Origin of the sequence: Paenibacillus sp. NPDC093718 (assembly GCF_050279985.1) — a bacterium.
GTDB lineage: Bacteria > Bacillota > Bacilli > Paenibacillales > Paenibacillaceae > Paenibacillus_AQ.
Genome location: NZ_JBNNUS010000006.1, coordinates 315,393 through 332,927 on the forward strand (window position 1 = coordinate 315,393; position 17,535 = coordinate 332,927).

The 17,535-nt window shown below is 49.6% G+C and carries 17 protein-coding genes; 12 read left to right on the forward strand and 5 right to left on the reverse strand.

Annotated elements, in window-relative coordinates:
- The first annotated feature begins 273 nt into the window (after positions 1-273).
- Positions 274-1,359 (forward strand): Gfo/Idh/MocA family protein, encoded by a 1,086-nt coding sequence (locus ACQKPA_RS19790; protein WP_427494224.1) that lies wholly within the window; start codon positions 274-276, stop codon positions 1,357-1,359.
- Here ACQKPA_RS19790 and ACQKPA_RS19795 read toward each other — a convergent pair.
- The 3 genes from ACQKPA_RS19795 to ACQKPA_RS19805 form a co-directional block, all read right to left on the reverse strand.
- Positions 1,354-2,328, reverse strand: a complete 975-nt coding sequence (locus ACQKPA_RS19795) for a hypothetical protein (protein ID WP_427494225.1) — start codon at positions 2,326-2,328, stop codon at positions 1,354-1,356. The two genes, ACQKPA_RS19790 and ACQKPA_RS19795, sit on opposite strands and share 6 nt — an antisense overlap.
- 255 nt (positions 2,329-2,583) lie before the next feature.
- Positions 2,584-3,147 carry a redoxin domain-containing protein gene (locus tag ACQKPA_RS19800; protein WP_427494226.1) on the reverse strand — a complete coding sequence of 188 codons (564 nt, stop codon included), beginning with the start codon at positions 3,145-3,147 and terminating at the stop codon, positions 2,584-2,586.
- 86 nt (positions 3,148-3,233) lie between these two features.
- Entirely contained in the window at positions 3,234-3,902 is a 669-nt protein-coding gene (locus ACQKPA_RS19805; RefSeq protein WP_427494227.1) for a Crp/Fnr family transcriptional regulator, read from the reverse strand.
- A gap of 217 nt (positions 3,903-4,119) precedes the next feature.
- Here ACQKPA_RS19805 and ACQKPA_RS19810 point away from each other — a divergent pair, with 217 nt between their 5' ends.
- The 3 genes from ACQKPA_RS19810 to ACQKPA_RS19820 all read left to right on the forward strand — a co-directional run bounded on the left by ACQKPA_RS19810 (position 4,120) and on the right by ACQKPA_RS19820 (position 7,046).
- Positions 4,120-5,718 (forward strand): cobyric acid synthase, encoded by a 1,599-nt coding sequence (locus tag ACQKPA_RS19810; RefSeq protein ID WP_427494228.1) that lies wholly within the window; start codon positions 4,120-4,122, stop codon positions 5,716-5,718.
- 192 nt (positions 5,719-5,910) lie between these two features.
- Entirely contained in the window at positions 5,911-6,783 is an 873-nt protein-coding gene (locus ACQKPA_RS19815; RefSeq protein WP_427494229.1) for a hypothetical protein, read from the forward strand.
- Between the two features lie 23 nt (positions 6,784-6,806).
- Positions 6,807-7,046 carry a glutaredoxin family protein gene (locus ACQKPA_RS19820; RefSeq protein ID WP_427494230.1) on the forward strand — a complete coding sequence of 80 codons (240 nt, stop codon included), beginning with the start codon at positions 6,807-6,809 and terminating at the stop codon, positions 7,044-7,046.
- A gap of 163 nt (positions 7,047-7,209) precedes the next feature.
- Here the strand turns inward: ACQKPA_RS19820 and ACQKPA_RS19825 are convergent, their stop codons facing one another.
- Positions 7,210-8,148, reverse strand: a complete 939-nt coding sequence (locus ACQKPA_RS19825; RefSeq protein WP_427494231.1) for an NAD(P)-dependent oxidoreductase — start codon at positions 8,146-8,148, stop codon at positions 7,210-7,212.
- Between the two features lie 330 nt (positions 8,149-8,478).
- Here ACQKPA_RS19825 and ACQKPA_RS19830 point away from each other — a divergent pair, with 330 nt between their 5' ends.
- The 6 genes from ACQKPA_RS19830 to ACQKPA_RS19855 are packed head-to-tail and all read left to right on the forward strand — an operon-like array spanning position 8,479 to position 12,716.
- Positions 8,479-8,694: a hypothetical protein gene (locus ACQKPA_RS19830; protein WP_113057067.1), complete on the forward strand. Its 216-nt coding sequence runs from the start codon at positions 8,479-8,481 to the stop codon at positions 8,692-8,694.
- Positions 8,695-8,718: 24 nt separating this feature from the next.
- A complete protein-coding gene (locus tag ACQKPA_RS19835; protein WP_427494232.1) occupies positions 8,719-9,399 on the forward strand; it encodes a hypothetical protein in 681 nt (226 codons plus the stop codon).
- Entirely contained in the window at positions 9,396-10,595 is a 1,200-nt protein-coding gene (locus ACQKPA_RS19840) for a glutathionylspermidine synthase family protein (RefSeq protein WP_427494233.1), read from the forward strand. The genes ACQKPA_RS19835 and ACQKPA_RS19840 overlap by 4 nt, the downstream gene beginning before the upstream one ends.
- Positions 10,596-11,270, forward strand: a complete 675-nt coding sequence (locus ACQKPA_RS19845; protein WP_427494234.1) for a signal peptide protein — start codon at positions 10,596-10,598, stop codon at positions 11,268-11,270.
- A complete protein-coding gene (locus ACQKPA_RS19850; RefSeq protein WP_427494235.1) occupies positions 11,267-11,659 on the forward strand; it encodes a DUF350 domain-containing protein in 393 nt (130 codons plus the stop codon). The genes ACQKPA_RS19845 and ACQKPA_RS19850 overlap by 4 nt, the downstream gene beginning before the upstream one ends.
- 34 nt (positions 11,660-11,693) lie before the next feature.
- Positions 11,694-12,716: an ion channel gene (locus tag ACQKPA_RS19855; RefSeq protein WP_427494236.1), complete on the forward strand. Its 1,023-nt coding sequence runs from the start codon at positions 11,694-11,696 to the stop codon at positions 12,714-12,716.
- 151 nt (positions 12,717-12,867) lie between these two features.
- Here the strand turns inward: ACQKPA_RS19855 and ACQKPA_RS19860 are convergent, their stop codons facing one another.
- Complete coding sequence (locus ACQKPA_RS19860) at positions 12,868-13,824, reverse strand: GntR family transcriptional regulator (RefSeq protein WP_427494237.1); 957 nt, start codon at positions 13,822-13,824, stop codon at positions 12,868-12,870.
- A gap of 147 nt (positions 13,825-13,971) precedes the next feature.
- Here ACQKPA_RS19860 and ACQKPA_RS19865 point away from each other — a divergent pair, with 147 nt between their 5' ends.
- Both ACQKPA_RS19865 and ACQKPA_RS19870 read left to right on the forward strand, forming a co-directional pair.
- A complete protein-coding gene (locus ACQKPA_RS19865; protein WP_427494238.1) occupies positions 13,972-14,493 on the forward strand; it encodes an HPP family protein in 522 nt (173 codons plus the stop codon).
- Positions 14,494-15,263: 770 nt separating this feature from the next.
- Positions 15,264-17,522 carry a hypothetical protein gene (locus ACQKPA_RS19870; protein WP_427494239.1) on the forward strand — a complete coding sequence of 753 codons (2,259 nt, stop codon included), beginning with the start codon at positions 15,264-15,266 and terminating at the stop codon, positions 17,520-17,522.
- Positions 17,523-17,535: the final 13 nt, after the last annotated feature.

Genomic DNA, 17,535 nt, shown 5'->3' on the forward strand with positions numbered 1-17,535 from the left:
GAAAGCATATACTATCCCCGGATTTCAACATTATTCATTTCATTCTGAAAAAATCTGGGGGCAACAGGGATCGTAAGTATGATCCGCATTCGAAGTGATGAATAAACTTGATTGAAACGAAATGGAAGGAGCACAGGAGGCAACCACGCGAAACATAAGTCACGGTGTGGAATGAATATCGGCATGAGAGACATAATGAACTGGTAGCCAGCATATATCCGAACGGCATATTCAATACCAGTGAGAGATAAGATATATACAAGGAGTGTATCGATGATGAATCAATTTCGAATCGGCTTAATTGGATTGGGCGGGATGGCGCAGGAGCACATCCGCTGGATGAATGCAGAGAATGTCTATCAGTTCGTGGCTGTGAGCGACGTCAATGGAGAAGCGGTGGCCCGAGTAGGCGATCAGCTGGGAATTGAGGATGGCAAGCGATATCCAGACTTTAAGGATTTAATTGAAGATCCGGACGTCGATGCCGTCATTTCGGTTACGCCTAACAACGTGCACGCGGATATTATTAGAGCGTGCTTGCAAGCGGGCAAACCTTTTTTGGCGGAAAAACCATTTACGCGTGTGTTCGAAGAGGCAATCCCCTTGCTGGAGCTATACGAGAAACAGCCGGTTCCGGCCATGATCGGCTTTACGTACCGTTACACGCCGGCTTTTCGTTATGCAAGGGAACTTGTCCGAACGGGCAAACTCGGGTCGATCCGTCACTTCTCCATTCAGTATTTGCAAGGGTTTGGCGTGCCGAGCCAGCAGGTTCCCTACATGTGGAGATATAACAAAGCTGTCACGGGAACGGGGACGCTCGGAGATCTGGGATCGCATATGATCGATATGGCCCGATTTCTGTTTGGTGAATTTGAAGAAATTACAGCCCAGCTGCATACCATCATTCCGGAACGCAGGGACCCGGTAACGGGAGCGATGGCCAGGATCGAAGTCGATGATTTTGCCAGCTTCCAGGCACGGATGACAGATGGCATGATGGGCGTGTTCCAGACGTCGCGAAATGCCTTCGGTTCAGGCAATCAGCATGAAGTATCCATTTACGGCGACCACGGCACGGTCCACGCCAGCACATTGGATCCGGAACGGGTGGTATGGATTCGCGAAGAAGAGCCCGGGCAGCTCGCCAGAACGACAATGGAAGTGCCGCAGCATTGCAAAGTCAAGCAGTATGCCGATTTTGCCGGGTTATTACGGGGAACGCCTGCGGACGGGATTCCCGGGTTTATGGACGGGTACCGGAATCAAGAGGTGCTGGATGCGGTCGTTAGGGCAAATGAGACCAAAGCGGTGGTAGAGCTTCGGAATCATGGCCAACGGATCCAGAGCAAGTTATAACGTCTTGCCCATCCAGATATACAGCGCCATCAAAGTGAACAGAAAGAGGCAAAAGTTAACGCTTACAAATAACCCGCGAAATAACGCGGAGCGGTGGAATTGAAATGGAGTTTTAAGCTCCCCCGTCCCTTCGATCAGGAATAGGATCAGTACTGTATGAATGATCGTATGGCCTATGACTTCCTTGTAACCGAATACAAGGCTTGTCATAATAAAAATGCCAGATACCAGGAGGGCGGTGAATCGGCTCATGATGCCCACGATAAATGCCCACGCCAACCCAATTTCGATAAAAGCGGTGATCAGGACGAAGTTCTCAATGGTAAAACCGAAGGTAGGAAGCCCGTAGTTGCCCATTACGGAGCAAGCAAGTTCGGGAATGGTCAGTTTTTCCATGGCAAGCCAAGCGAGGGACATGCCCGTGCATATATACATGACCGGGGCAGCCGTTCTTTTTATTGGAGTGCCGCTCACAAACAGATAGTACACAATACCGAGATAAATCAAATAATCGATGGAATGAAAAATACCGTAGGTTAATGAAGCTTGCAGATAGAGCAAGAATAGGATAGCACCACTCGCCGGCAATGTGCGCTTATAAAGCAAGCAGGCTGCGGCGGCGGAGAGACCGAGGATAATCCACATGGAATTGGTTCTGAACTCGGGCGCCAGGTACGAGCCGCTCAGAAGCTGCAGCACCAAGCCGATGGCCAGCCCAATGCGCAGAATGACTTCGGTATGGGGCCTTAGCCTGTGCAGCCATCGATGAACTTTCATGATCGGCCGCATCTTCCCCAACGGATCGTGGAAGACGCATGTGAGCAATAAGATCAATAATGTAAACGCTAACCAAAACAGGAATGTCAGTGTAACGATGCGGGGAAAAGGCAGGGGGACCCATTCAAAGTTATCCGTAAACCATTTGACATGAATATAGATGTTGCTAATCTTGGAGAAATGCATTACCATTCAATCAGTTCCTCCCTTAACCAACTCTAGTCACCTATCCAAGATAATACAATATTAGATAAAAAAGTATATTATTGGATGAATATATCCCCCATTTTGAAAATATTATCCCTTAAGAGCGTTCATAGGCAGCGTTTGACTTTATTGTCATAGCGTCACCAAACCAGCCGATCCATCCGGATCGGCTGGTTTTTATGTCTCGTGTTAGGAGTTCTTTTTACTGATGAATGCGGCTTAAAGACAGACTCAACCCGGCTACGGAAGCTGCGTTCCGGCAGCATAACGTTCAATGGTTTCATAAGGCAGATGATCGGTAATCAGGCGACCGTAATGCGCGATCCGTATGATGCCGTCCTCGTCCAACACAAACTCTGCTGGAATCCGATTGAAATTTGAACCTTCTTCCGGCGTAAGCTTGAAACCTGCCGCTTCTGCTTCATTCGTGAACTGATGCACATTCGGTTGAGCTAAGGTGGCTTGTGTCTTGGCTACCGAGGTCTCGACCCCATAGAGAGTGTAAAGCTCCGCATTCGGATCGGCAATAAGAGGAAACGGAGCATTTTGCTGACCGACATGCTGCTGAAGTGCTGCGCCCGGTGATTCAAAAACGCAAATGACATCCAGATGCTGCTGCTGCCACTGAGGATATCGCTGAATAAACTGGTGCACCCTCAGATTGCATAGGGCACAGGCAGCGTTGCGGAAAAAAGCGAGAAGTAATTTACGTCCGCGATAAGCTTCCAGTGAAATCATGTTTCCATTTTGATCTACGCTTAGGAATAATGGAGCATATTCTCCGGGTTGAAGCATGTTGTTCATTTTGGCTTTCCTCCTGGGTTAACGGTATATAGGCGTGAGGCCTATTACCAATGTAGCAGGGAGGACTCCATTGCTCTGTGACTAGGTCACATAGCAGTTTCTGTTAGACAGGCCCGGTTTATTATTTTCACCCAGCCTCTTCCTGTTTCCAGCCATCCTTTCTTTTGGAACTGGCCCAACGTACGGGAGACGACCTCTCTTACGGAGCCAATGTCATCGGCAAGCTCTTGGTGGGTTGTGCGCACCAGCGGATGTTCGTCCGAGCTGATGCGCAGCAGAGTCCTGGCAAGGCGCTGCTCCAGCGGTAATGTCTGTCTCTCCTGCAGCATGTTTGCCATCCGCAGTGTTCCATCAAGCAGCCCGCCAAAAATAGCGCTGCGGATGGGTTCATACACCTGCAGCCACCGGAGGAAGCTGTTTTTCAACACATACAAGACCTCGACCTTGGACTCGGCGATGAGAGTGCCCGGATAGTCCTGCCCGCTTAGCCCGCTAAGTACGAGTAGCGAACAGACTTCTCCGGCTGATAGTATGTTTAATACCGATTCGTTGCCATCTTCGTGGATGATCGTGATACGGGCCGATCCGCTGATGAGGAACATGCCATAGATCGCGGCATCCTCTCGTTGAAAGATTCTCGATTTGGCTTCAAAATGTTTGGTAAACGCATGAGCTTGAATCCATTCTTCTGGTGGTACGACTTTCAAATAAGGAAAGATGTCGGTTATCTGCTTATCATTCAATTCAGGCTTCATGATGGGTTTCCGCCTTTCGGTGATCATGCACGGACATGCGAAACTGCTATTCTATATAGTTAACATTTCGGCCTGACAAAGTTCAAGCGAATTTATCCAGACTTCATGCGGGAAGGACTCTTTTGGCGATGGTTTGCTATAATGATGTGAGCAAGCGGTATAAGTCAGGGAAAAGGGTGAGGAAATGAATGAAACAGAATACATAAGGGATACACCCATGAATATCAGCAAGAGGCAAGGAGCGGTACTCATGCTGCAGGGCACCGCTTCGGATGTAGGGAAAAGCATCGTAACAACAGCGCTATGCCGCATATTTCTGCAAGATGGTTATCGCACGGCTCCATACAAATCGCAAAATATGGCTCTTAATTCCTACGTGACCCTGGATGGCAAAGAGATCGGACGAGCACAGGGCGTACAGGCTGAAGCCTGCGGCATTGCCGCAACTACGGACATGAATCCGATCCTGATCAAGCCGATAAAGGACATGCATTCGCAAATCGTGATCCACGGCGTACCCCAAATGCAGATGAGTGCGATGGATTACCGGACTCTGTTCCTGCCGAAGGCTAAAGAGATTGTGCTGGATGCACTGGATCGACTGCGGGAAAGCTACGATATCGTTGTTATGGAGGGGGCGGGAAGTCCGGCGGAGATCAATCTTAAGGACCGGGACATTGTTAACATGAATTTGGCAGGATGGGCGGATTCACCGGTTATTCTGGTTGCGGATATCGATCGCGGAGGTGTGTTCGCTTCCATAGTAGGTACGCTTGAACTGCTTGAGGCCCATGAAGCGGCCAGGGTCAAAGGATTTATCATTAACAAATTCCGTGGAGATCTCGCGCTGCTTCAGCCGGGACTGGACTGGCTTGAAGAGCGGACAGGTATTCCCGTGCTGGGTGTACTCCCTTATATACAGGACATGCGGATCGAGGCCGAGGATTCGGTTGTGCTGGATGAGCTTCAGAATCAAAGACTGGACAAACGAGACCTCGATATTGTCGTGATCCGGTATCCGCGTATCTCGAACTTTACGGATGTTGATGCGCTGCGCATGGAACCGGATGTTGTCGTTCGCTTCGTCCAATCAGTGGATGAACTTGGAATGCCGGACGTCATTATTTTGCCTGGTACCAAGGATACGATCAGTGACCTCGGGTTCCTCCAGGATCGGGGGCTGGCCGATGCGATCTTGAGGCAGACGCAGCAGCGGGATGTGCAGTTGGTTGGCATCTGCGGAGGATATCAAATGCTGGGCGAACAGCTGTCGGATCCGCATGCGGTCGAAGGGAGCGTTCGGGAAGCGAAGGGGCTCGGCCTGCTGCCGATTCGGACTTCCTTTTTAAAGCATAAAAGGACCGTTCGGGTGAAAGGGAAGTTGTTACAGGAACATTCGCTGAGGTTCGTTGTCTCGGATACAGAGGCTGATTCGTCGATTACGGCCTATGAAATCCATATGGGCATGAGCGAATGGAGCGCCTTGTCTGACGGCTCAGGACACCGCCCGCTTTTTTCGATTCAAGCGGATGGCACAGATTCTTTAAAGACGAAAGAAGATATTCAACCGCATATTGAAGGGACAGCTACTTCGGATGGCCGCATATGGGGAAGTTATCTGCATGGCTTGTTTGACAACGATGTCTTTCGCAGATCCTGGCTGAATGGCATTCGGATGAAGAAGGGGCTGATTCCAATGATGGAAACGTTCAAAGCAGAAGAACGCAAATTCGCGGAATTTGACCGTGTAGCGGACGTCGTTCGTACTCATGTGGATATGAAAAAAATATATGAAATCATCGGCTATACCCATTGAATGATCAGGAATGCATCCGATCATTCGGGTAATAATGATGAAGAGGAAGATAACACCATGCAGGCGGCATGGTGTTATTTGCATGGAGCGAACAGAAAAAAGTTGATTAATTATAGGATAGGGGGGTATACTAAATATAAAGACGCATGATCATTTGTCTTGCAGTATATTCGATGATTGGAGTGATAGCCCATGTTGAATAGGAAGGGCACCATATTAACCTTAACGGGCATACTTGCTTTTGGATTGTTGACAGCATGCGATAACGCGAAGCTGGCCCCCGATGCGGGCGGCCATGGCGGGAATCATAAAAAGGAAAATGAAAGCCAGGAAACGAACGGGCATGGCAAACACGCTGGCGGGCATGAAACTGCCTCAGATCATTACAACGCTGCGTTTACATGGAATGAACCGGTAAGAGCAGGCGCCGAATCCGAGCTGACGATTCGAATTACGGATCAAGACGGTGGACCTGTCCAGGATTTTGATGTCAATCATGAGAAGCTCCTGCATCTGATTATCGTGAATCGCGATTTGTCTTTCTTCGAGCATATTCATCCGGATTACAAGGAGAATGGCGTCTTTACCGTGAACACGACATTCCCGACTGGCGGCGACTATAAATTGTTCGCAGATTTTGTGCCTAAGGGTGCTGGAGGGGCCACCCTTAGCGAATGGGTTCAGATTGAGGGAGAAGCAGGGAAATCTTCGGCGATTCAACCGGATTCAAGCCTAATCAAACAAGTAAACGGCAAGGAAATTGAACTGAGCCTAAGTAATACATTATCGAATGAAGAGGTTGTGCTCGCCTATCATATTCAGGATGCCAAGACAAAGCAAGGAATCAACAACCTGGAGCCTTACCTGGGCGCAGTGGGGCACGTGGTCATTCTGTCCGAAGACGCTGAGCAGTACATTCATGTACATCCTCTGGACGAAAGGAGCACAGGACCCAAAGCGGAATTCGCCACGACCTTCCCACACAGCGGTATCTACAAAATCTGGGGACAATTTCAGCATAAGGGTGAAGTGATGACCGTACCTTTTGTTGTTGAGATTAAATAATTTTCGCTTAAGGAGTGATCGATATGACAGAATCATTAAAAATCTATACCATACCCACTTGCAGCGACTGCCATCATGCCAAGCGTTACTTCAAGGAGCAGGAGGTACCGTATACGGAGTATGATTGCACGCAGAACCCGGAATATCCGGAAGAAGTACGACGTCTGACAGGAAAGCAGATTGTACCTACGATCGTTATTGGTGAGAAGGTATTTATCGGATTTGCCGATAACTTTCAGGAGATCAGGGAATTGATTAAATAATAAGGGCTCATGGAAATGGAAAAGAAGCATGGATCGCTCCCCGCGGGAGGATCCATGCTTCTTTTGCAGGTGAGGAGCCAAAAAGTATCGCATTAGACTAGTCAGTAAGCGTAATGTTACGTTGTATGCTAGCCCCATGCTGATAATCGCTCCCTTATGCCTATCAAGACGATGGGCGCTTACGGATCAGTTCAATCACGCTGGCGAAGTCGTCCCCTCCATGTCCATCCTCCACCCGGCGTTTCATCAGTTCAAAGATCGGAGTGAATGTCTCGGGACTGACGCCTTGTACCCTGCTTACCTCCCCGATGGTGTCGTGGGCGGCCTGCATCGCCAGGCTCGCATCCTTGGCGGAGTAATCACCGGAATCGATCTGCTTCGCCATCTCCGGCATGGTGGACATCATGGCTTGCAGAAAAGGCATCAGCAGCGTCGTCGTAAAGTCCACTGCCTTCACGCCTTCGGTGCCAACAAGCGCCACCGCATGGATAAAGCCTCCGAACATACCGTACATTCCGCTTAGCAGTGCCAGGTCATTCAGTGGGGCAAGCGCAGGATCGGAACCTAAATAGTGACTTGTACCTAAGCTGTCCAATACCTGTTTATAATTTTCGTACGCTGTCATCGAACCGCTGTAGAGGATAACGGCATGAGGCGTGGCGATCAGGGAAGGGACGGCCATGATGCCGCCATCCAGATATTCGGCGCCAAGGTTTCTCATCCATGCCCCCATCGTGCGGGCCTCTTCGGGAGTACCGGTTGTCAGATTTACGACAACCTTGCCGGAAAGCTTCTCCTTCATGGGTTCCAGAATATGGCGGGCTGCATCATAATCAAGTACACATATAATCAAGAGAGGACTGGCGGCGATGGCATCTGCGATTTCCGTAGCCCCGGAGGCACCTAAACCTACTAGCTCAGCGGCTTTTTCAGGTGTGCGGTTCCAGACTGTGGTGACATATCCGCTGTGCAAGAAGGTGCGGGCCAGCTTGGAGCCCATGGAGCCTAATCCGATCACGGTTACTGAAGGAAGGGTGGAGCTGTTCGCCTTCGCATCGTAATGATGGTTAACGTTTGATGATCTATCAAGATTTGCATTCATCGGTAAAACCCCTTTCTGGACTGGAATGATACCGATTCTAAAGTATGACACTAGTGACAATGTCAAGACAGATAATCATCATGAAATTTGGTGCTACACCTAATAAAACGTAAATAATCAGGTACTGTGCGGCCAGAATGTTCGTTTTCATCAATTTTTTAATGGTAATTCGCAGGTGTAAATAATCAGAAGCAGTGTTATTATATGGGTTGCGTCTTTTGGAAAAGATCGCTGCGGCAAACGTCGATATCCCATCGTAGATTTTTTGAAACGATTCGGAATATAACACGTATCAATACTCACTGCTTAGATGGAAGGGGTAGACACACAGTGGATAATGGGATGAACGTCATTTTGTTTGAAAAGAGGCCGGACGGTGAGCTGGTTCAGATTGAAGAACGGTCATGGACGATGAACATGGTCGCTGCACTGGAGCATGTGAATTATATCGTTGTTGGCGGCCGGGAATATGAAACGATTGAAGGCAGATTAAGTGTAGACACGGGTAAACTTGAGCTTCTGCTCGTTCCGATGCGGAACGATTAATCCTGTCCGAAAGGAGAAACCATCTTGAGTAATGAAAAAGACAAAAAAGATCAGCCAACATCCAAATGGCTGACGCCGGAAGGCAAACCGATTCGGGTCCTGTCGAGCTCGCTGGGCATCGCCTTGCTGGCGAACGCATTTCTGGTATCGGGCGCAGCAGCGAAAGACCTCGCTTCGGAAGCGGTTACCTCATCCGAAGAGCCGCAGCTGGTGTCCTGGTCAACAGAAGAAGTGAAGAAGTATTTTGACAAGAATGTCGATTGGAACATTCCGTTTCCCAGCGAGAAAGAATTCCAGGAAGAGCCGGTAGAAGGAGCCTCTGCAGGATCAGGTTCGGGCGGCGGAACAACGATCGTCAACAACTATGGCGGGTACAATTCCGGCTTCGGCTGGGATGATTTGCTGCTCTATCACATGCTGTTCAACAATGGTTCGTATTATTCATCCAGCGGATGGTACAACAATCATCGCGGTTATTATGCGAATAACGGCAAGCCATATAAACCCCGCACCTATTCAAGCGGTACGTTCCAGAACAAACCGGTGGTGAACTCCAACGTCCGTCCTAAGACCTCAACGTCATCTTCGGGTACGATTACGCGTCGCTCCACGTCGTCGAAGTCCGGCGGCATTGGCGGCAATTCCAGCGGGTTTAGTTCGTCGGGTTCGAAATCCAGCTCCAGATCCGGCGGTTTTGGAGGATGAGTCACGACAGCGTATTCACCGTATCGGGACAGCCTGACCCCAATCGGGAGGGACGCGTAGCGGAGCTCGCGGAGCTCGGCTTTACCTGGGCGGATTTGGAAGGGGAGGCTTACTGGATAGACCAGCTTGTCACCATCCGCCAAGAGACCTATCGTGAGCTGGAAGAAGCGGCCGCGGTATTATGGGCCATGCTGGACAAAACCGTCCGTTATATTCATCGCAATCATCATATATACAGTTTAATCGGCATTCCGCCCGTCCTGTGGGAGATGCTGGACGAATGTCCCCTGCCGGAAGAGGGATTGATCAGCCGGTATGCCAGGTTTGATTTTGCTATTGCCCATGACGGCAGCATCAAACTGCTGGAGCTGAATGCGGACACGCCGACAGGCTATGTTGAGGCTTCCATTGCAACGCCGTGGATGTGCGCTCAGGCCGGTATCTACTCTCCCAACGAACGGATGCAAGAGCTGGTCGCACAAGCGTGGGGAGTTGAGCGTCCGGATACAGCCGCCTGCATTGCTTATGGTGAGCATAAAGAGGACTCCGGGACGATCGAAGCATTGGTCCGGCACAGCGGGCTGGATATCCGGCTGGTGGATTGTCTTGATCTGTGGGTGGACGAAGGCATGCTGAAGGACGGGGATGGCCGGGAGATTCACCGGATGTTTGCCCTATATCCGAAGGAATGGATGTCCGTCGATGATGGCGGAGATGCGCTTGCCTATGCCATCGAGACGGGACGATTGCAGCTGTTCAACTCGCCGCACAGCATTCTGCTGCAATCCAAAGGACTGCTTGCCGCCATGTGGGGGATGTACGAGCTGGGCCTTTTGTTCGATGAGAAAGAACGTGAAGCCATCGTCAATTATATGCTGCCGACTTACAACAAACCGGTGTTCTCCGGCAATTTTGTATCAAAGTCGATGTTTGGCCGCGAGGGTGGTTCAGTTAAGCTGTACGACCAGGCCGGACAGCTCGAGGTAGAAGATCAGGACGGGTATGATACAAGTGTCATGTTTCCGACGGTCTATCAGCGGAGGGCAGACCTGGCCCGCGTCGAGACGGCGGAAGGCGAATTTCATTTACTGACAGGATTGTTCGTCCTTAACGGAATCCCTTGCGGTTTGCTGGGACGGGCGGGCGGTTTGATTACGGGTAATTCCAGCCATTTTATCGCAATGGGAGTGAAATAAATGCAGTTGAAACAAGAAAGAAGGCAGCATAACGGTGCTCCTAAGGGAAAGAGGAAACCCCCGGTTGTCCTGGCGGTAATGATCCTATCCCTCATGGTCCTGGCGCTGAGTGCATGCTCCGCCAATGGGTCGACGGTATTCCACACCGGATCGGAGGAAGTATCCTCAACCTCTGCTCGCGTGCCTTGGGACTACCGGATCATTGAAGGGACCGTTGGCGATTTGATTGGCGGCGATATGACCGTCCTGCCGGACAACGAGCTGCTGCCGAACGATAATAACTATGCTACCGGGGACAAAATTTGGACGCTTCAATTCATGGATGCGGAGCTTACGACGGATGCGAATCAGCGCAATGATATCCGATTATCGTCTTGGCAGACGATTAAGTCGTTTAAGGACAAAAAAACGGCGGAATCGGATTTAACCAACCTGAAAGTCACGGTCAAAACCGATGTAAAGCTGGTTGGGGTTTATAAAACAACGTATAAAAAGGACACCAGGCATTTTGCTGTCATCGAGCTGCCGACGGGCAATCGGATCAAGCAGCCGATCGATGAGAAGCGTTATGCCGCAATGGAAAAGAAGGACAGGGTTGATGTTGTATTGGAGGAAGTGCATGATTTCGCCGATTACGACTTGGCCTATGCAAAATTTCGGGGGTGGGCGGATTGACGGTCGTCATTAATATTGTTGTAAGTGTAATCTGCATTATCGTGCTTCAATTGTTGGGTATGTTGATTTTCAGCTGGATGACCCGGTTTAACGACATGGAAGAGCTGAAGAAGGGCAACGTCGCAGTTGGCCTTGCTTTTGGCGGCAAGTTTATGGCAACGGCCATTATTCTGGGCATATCCGCATATACGAATTCATCGATCTGGCATATGATGCTGTGGTTTGCCGTCGGGTATGTATGCTTGATCGTAGCCTATTGGGTATTCGAACTGGCTACGCCGGGTCTTCGAATTTCCGAGCACCTGCAGAAGGGGAACGTAGCGATCGGCATTCTGCTTGCTATGGTGTTCATCGGTACGGCTTTTGCGATCAGCAGCCTGATTATTTAGGACCAATTGCACCATTGAGGAGAGGAGCAGGTACGTGCACTTTTTTCTAAGATTATCTTTGAAAATGATGCGTCTGCGCAAAACAACGATCAGCGTCCTTGTGGTACTGTTTGTGGTACTATGCTCGACCCTGGCATTTCTGCTGGAGCCGGAAACGTTTCACCATTGGTTTAACGCCTTTTATTGGGTACTTACCACGATGGCAACCGTAGGTTATGGCGATTATTATGCAGTTACCGTACCAGGGAAGATATTAACGATATTTATCTATATCTTTGGTATTGGGCTGCTCAGTTTGGTGATCGGCAAGGTGATTGAATCGTTTGGAATCATGCAGCGGCAGAGAGGAGCGGGCAGGTTGAATTTTAAGGGTAGTGATCATGTCATCATTATCAATTGGAGCAAAAAGGCACAAGCCGCTATTGAAGAGATCCTGTTGTTTGCACCGGAATCAGATATTGTTCTCATTGATGAGCTCAACCGTCATCCAGTGGAGCATCTCGAACAGGTGCACTTTGTAAGCGGTGATCCTGCAGCTGACGAGGTGCTGATGAGAGCCAACATCCTGGAAGCCAAATCAGCTATTGTCTTTGCGGATGCCCGGATCGATGAATCGGCCCTGATCGACGGCAAGTCGCTCCTGATTGTTTCCAGCATTGAGCGGATAGCGCCGAACGTACATACCACGGTGGAGATTGTACAGGAGAAGCATGTTCAGAATTTCCGCCACAGTCATGTGAACGAATTTGTGCTTTCACATGATGCTGTGTCCCGATTGGCCGTACGCGCGGCGCTGCAGGAAGGAAACTCGGATGTGCTGATGCAGCTGCTTAGCCGCCAGCATGGCGACGATATTTACGAAGTGGAATTGAACCCTGAATGGAACACCTACAGGGATGCCTTTCAAGATCTGCTGCGGCAAGGAGCGACGCTTATTTCCGATCGCAACGATCTCAGCATTAATCGCAAGCTCGATGTGTCGATTCCGCGGGATGCCAGATTGTATGTGGTCTCGGACGAGGCGACCTATAAGCGGATTACCGGCAAGTTTTCCTGAAGTTGGGCCATCGATCCGATGCCCGTGGAACTACATTGGGCCTTCGGTTTTTGTACCGGTATCCAGATGTTAAACTATCGGTACAGATAGAAACACATCCAGCCCGAAAACGCCCCTGTTTATAACAGCGGGCGTTTTCGGGCGTTAAGATTCAAACCATCTCTCTCAGAATGCTCTCGCTGCTCTTCTCCAGCGTCATGGGAAACAGCTTCACTTTACCGGGGGATAAAGCTCGAACCTCTTCATATGCGGCAGCAGATGCATAGACCAGATCGGATTCCTCGATCCGCTGCAGTAGGTCCTCCCGATTATCCAGCCCAGCCAAGCTGGCGTGGACCGCCTCAATACCAGCCTCTTCCAAGCGGCTGGCCATCCACTGGGCACCTGCCTTACCCAAGCAGACAAAGCTGATACCACTTCCCGGTGTAAGCCGGGCAATCTCAAGCAGGACCGATGTTTCCACGCTGGCGCCAATGACTGTTACTTTTTTGTCATATTTGCTGCACAAAGCCTTTACTTCGGCATCGTGGTTTACTGTCGTGACGATGAGGTTTGAGTATTCCAGCGCCTCGAATAAGGCTTGCTTCTCCGTCAACAGATCCTCCAGAAATACCGTTTTCACTTCGGCACCCGTTATTTGCTCAATCGTTTTCTGATAAAAGGGAAAATCATGTTCCTTGCATTCGATGAACAAAATACGCTGTTTCGTGTTCAGGACAGGCTCCTGCTGCAGTGTATAGGCGAGGGATGCGGCAAAGAACTCGCTCGCCGGGATGTTAACGGAGCTTAGCTCTTCGGTCGTTCGCTCTACCAGCTCGTACATTAGCTTTCTGCGAGTTCTAAGCTCCTCTACCTGTGCGTTGTTCAATACCTGCGTTCCTTTGCCTTTATGCATCGAGACGATCCCCTCATCCTTCAACTGGTTGTAGACCAGATTTACGGTGTTGCGGTTCAGTCCCAGCAAATCCGCCAGCGCACCGGCCGGGGGCAGCATATCGAATGGTTCGATCTGTCCAATACCAATCAACCACTTTAACTGCTCTTTAACCTGGGTACTGACATTAAGGGTGGCGTGCGGGTCGACTCGAAGCATCAGTTTATGCTGCATAACGAACATCCTTTCCTAGTCAACTAGTAATTTAACTGTACACAATCATTCACGAATTATCAAGAAAGGTATTGACACGTAAGGAGTGATTCATTATTTTATATATAACCAAATAACTAGTTAAATATGAATGCAGGAGGATAAACAATGAAGGATCAGGCAGCAGCCTACGTACAGAAAATGAAAGGAGGGGCTAGAAGCCCATTGACCGTTCGTCCCATCAATATCGCCATTGGCTTTATCGGCGGCTCTGTTTCCATCGGATTGTTGGCTCTTCTGACGACACTCGCAGGGAGTGTTTGGATCATGGCCCCCTTTGGTGCGAGCTGCGTGCTTGCGTTTGCGGTTTGGGATGCACCGCTCTCACAGCCCAGGAATCTCATTGGAGGGCATCTGATTTCCACATTCACGGGACTTGTAACGCTTGAGGTTCTGGGGGATGGAATCTGGGCCATGGCCATCGGGGTGGGGGCGGCAATCAGCTTGATGGGGATTACCAAAACGACCCATCCTCCGGCTGGTGCAGACCCCTTGGTTGTGATTATGGCTGGCAGCGGCTGGTCATTCTTGTTTACCCCTGTACTTGCCGGGTCCGTCCTGATTGTGATTGTGGCTCTGCTTGTCAATAATGCGGTGAAGGAGCGAAGATATCCGACTTTTTGGTGGTGAAGGCAGTTTTTTCTTTGATAAATAAACGGTAATTATGGTAACTTCTTCAATTTTATATCGTCAATAACAGACTCGGATCTACAATGAACCGGGTCTGATTTATGTTGTTCTGTCGCAGATTTGAAATTTCCCAAACTAATTTATATACCACGATGCGGAGAAATCCAAACCGAAATCATAAAAAATAGGCGATACTTACCACTTGATCCCGGGTGCCAAATCTATAGAATATTACACAATCCCGGTACAGGACTCTATTCTCATTTTGTATAAAAGGTTAATATTGCCAAACCTTTACAGAATGCGGTTCTCAGCCGTTTTTTTATACGACTTTGGTATCAAATTTGTAATAACTATGGATAATGATGTAAAAATGACCGGAACTTTAGCAATTTTTTTGCGTTTAACCTTATGATTCACGAAAATTTTCTGAAAATCTTCGTCATCCCGCTGCTTTCCTCAAATGGAATGAAGTCGTGCAGTTCCAGCCTTATTCGGACAGCGATGCTGTTCACTGCACACAACTAACATCAGGCTGTTAAGTTGTCAAATGACAGGGGTGAAGAGGCAGCGGTAAGTTTTATCGGGGGAAAAATGTGGAAGAGGTTTGTTTTACTTCTTTTTGACTACTATCGATATCGGAAAAGTTGGTAAAGAAGGAATATGGTATCGGGAACGCATCGGCTATAGAATGACGAGTATGGCTCAGTCGTCATGTGTCGGTGCAGCAACAAACATGTCATAGAAAGGGCAGGTGAGCAACGAAGACGATGAGCAGGCGAAAATGGTGGGTGATCGCAGCACTTTTCACTATAGTGCTTCTCTGCGGTGCCGCTGTAATTCAAGGATATCTACGACCGTCATTAAAGACGTATGCGGATGCGGACGGCGTGAAAATGAAATTTAAAACAGAGGGAACCTCCTTTCTGGTATATGAGGATGACGAAGTTTGGAAAGAGGTTTTTGCCAAAGGCGTGAATCTGGGGGCAACCGTGCCCGGACATTATCCCGGTGAGCTCCCGGCCACGGAGGAGGATTACCTTCGCTGGTTTAAACAGATTGATGACATGGGAGCGAACGTCATCAGGGTCTACACCGTGCATAATCCGGTCTTCTACTCTGCACTTGTGAAATATAACCGGGATAGAGGCGATGACCCCTTGTACTTCATGCAGGGCATTTGGTCACCGGAGGAGCAGCTAATCGAGCGGAAGGATGCGTATGACGAAGAAATCGTCCAGACGTTCAAAGCGGAGATATCGAAGGCTGTTGCTGCTGTCTACGGCGATATCAATGTTGAGGCTAAGCATGGACAGTCGAGTGGCAAGTATAAGGTCAATGCAGGCAAGTACCTTATGGCCTGGCATGTGGGAACTGAATGGGACCCAACCATGGTCGATAACACCAACACGGTACATAAGGATGTTCCTCGGTATGAGGGGTCCTATTTCTCGGGGACGAAGGACGCAAGTCCTTTTGAGAATTGGCTGGCATCTTTATTGGACCATACGGCTGCCGAGGAGCAGAAGTACGGATGGCAGCATCCGATGACATTTACCAATTGGGTTACAACGGACGTGCTTGAGCATCCGGGGGAACCGCTGTTTGAAGAGGACTTGGTATCCGTCGATGCAAGGCATGTAGAACCGGTGAACTGGGATGCAGGTTATTTTGCCGCATACCATGTGTACCCGTACTACCCGGATTTTTTCCGGACGGACAAAACGCTACAGACCATTCCTGATGGTAATGGGGGTTACAACACGTACAAAGCCTACCTGCGAAAATTGAAGGCAGCTTTCGAAGATATGCCGATTATGGTCACCGAGTACGGCGTACCTTCATCCATCGGTATTTCACACCATGGTCCCGGCGGCAAGGATCAAGGGGGGCATGATGAAGCTGAGCAAGGCTTAGTCAACGTCTCGCTGACCCAGGATATTTACGACGAAGGTTATTCCGGGGCGATCCTGTTCATGTGGCAGGACGAATGGTTCAAGAAGACATGGAATACAATGCCTTTTGAAATACCGGCAGACCGCCGGGCATTCTGGTTGAATGTGCTGACAAATGAGAAGATGTTCGGCGTTCTCGCTATGCAGCCGGGCAAGGTAGAGCAGATCACGATCGACGGGGATCTCAGCGATTGGGATAAGGTTCCCGAAGGGGAAGTCAAGACCTGGTCCGGAACGGCACCGGGCGTCAAGAACATGAAGCTGACTCATGATGAAGCTTACCTGTATATCGGCATGGAACTGGAAGAAGCATTTGATCCCGAACGTTCCAAGCTTTTCATCGGAGCCGACACGATCCCCGGCGGCGACATCCCGAAGAAAGAACTGGCGGGACGAACGCTCAAAGGTGGAGCTTTGGAAACTTTGATTCAGTTAGGTCAAGAGGATGAGTCCCAGGTCACCATCGCACCATCATACGATTTCCACAGCCGATTGTACGGTAAAGAGGGATATTGGATGCTGCCAGGTGAGGAAGCGAAGGGGACCAAGGATGATCCTGTGGTGCCTGGAGGTTCGTTTCATGCCTGGAAGCTGGCCATCAGCCTGCTGATGAATCCGCCGGATACCCGCTTCTCCCATCCGTTTGTGGATGAGAAAGTAGGGATGCTGAAACGGGGGACCAGTGATCCGCAATCTCCGGATTTTAATTCTCTTACGGCCTGGCAGTATCAAGACAGGTTTGTTGAGATGAGGATCCCATGGATGCTGCTCGGATTCGGGGATCCGAGTTCGCTGCAGGTGCTGGATTACAGCCCGCTTCAAGACAAGCGTACATTCAGCACGATAACAACAGAAGGGATCCGGCTGGCTCCGTGGATCGCGGAACGATCTGAGAATAACGGGGATTCAGCATCAGGATCGGCAGCGTCCATCAACCTGGAGGAGATCGAACCCTATACTTGGGAGCTATGGGAAGCAACCAAGTACAGTGAACGATTAAAACAAAGCTATTATGATATGCAGGACATATTTACCCGTCTGCCCGAAACGGAGCGGAAACCAGATGCTAAATAAAAGGAGGAGCCAT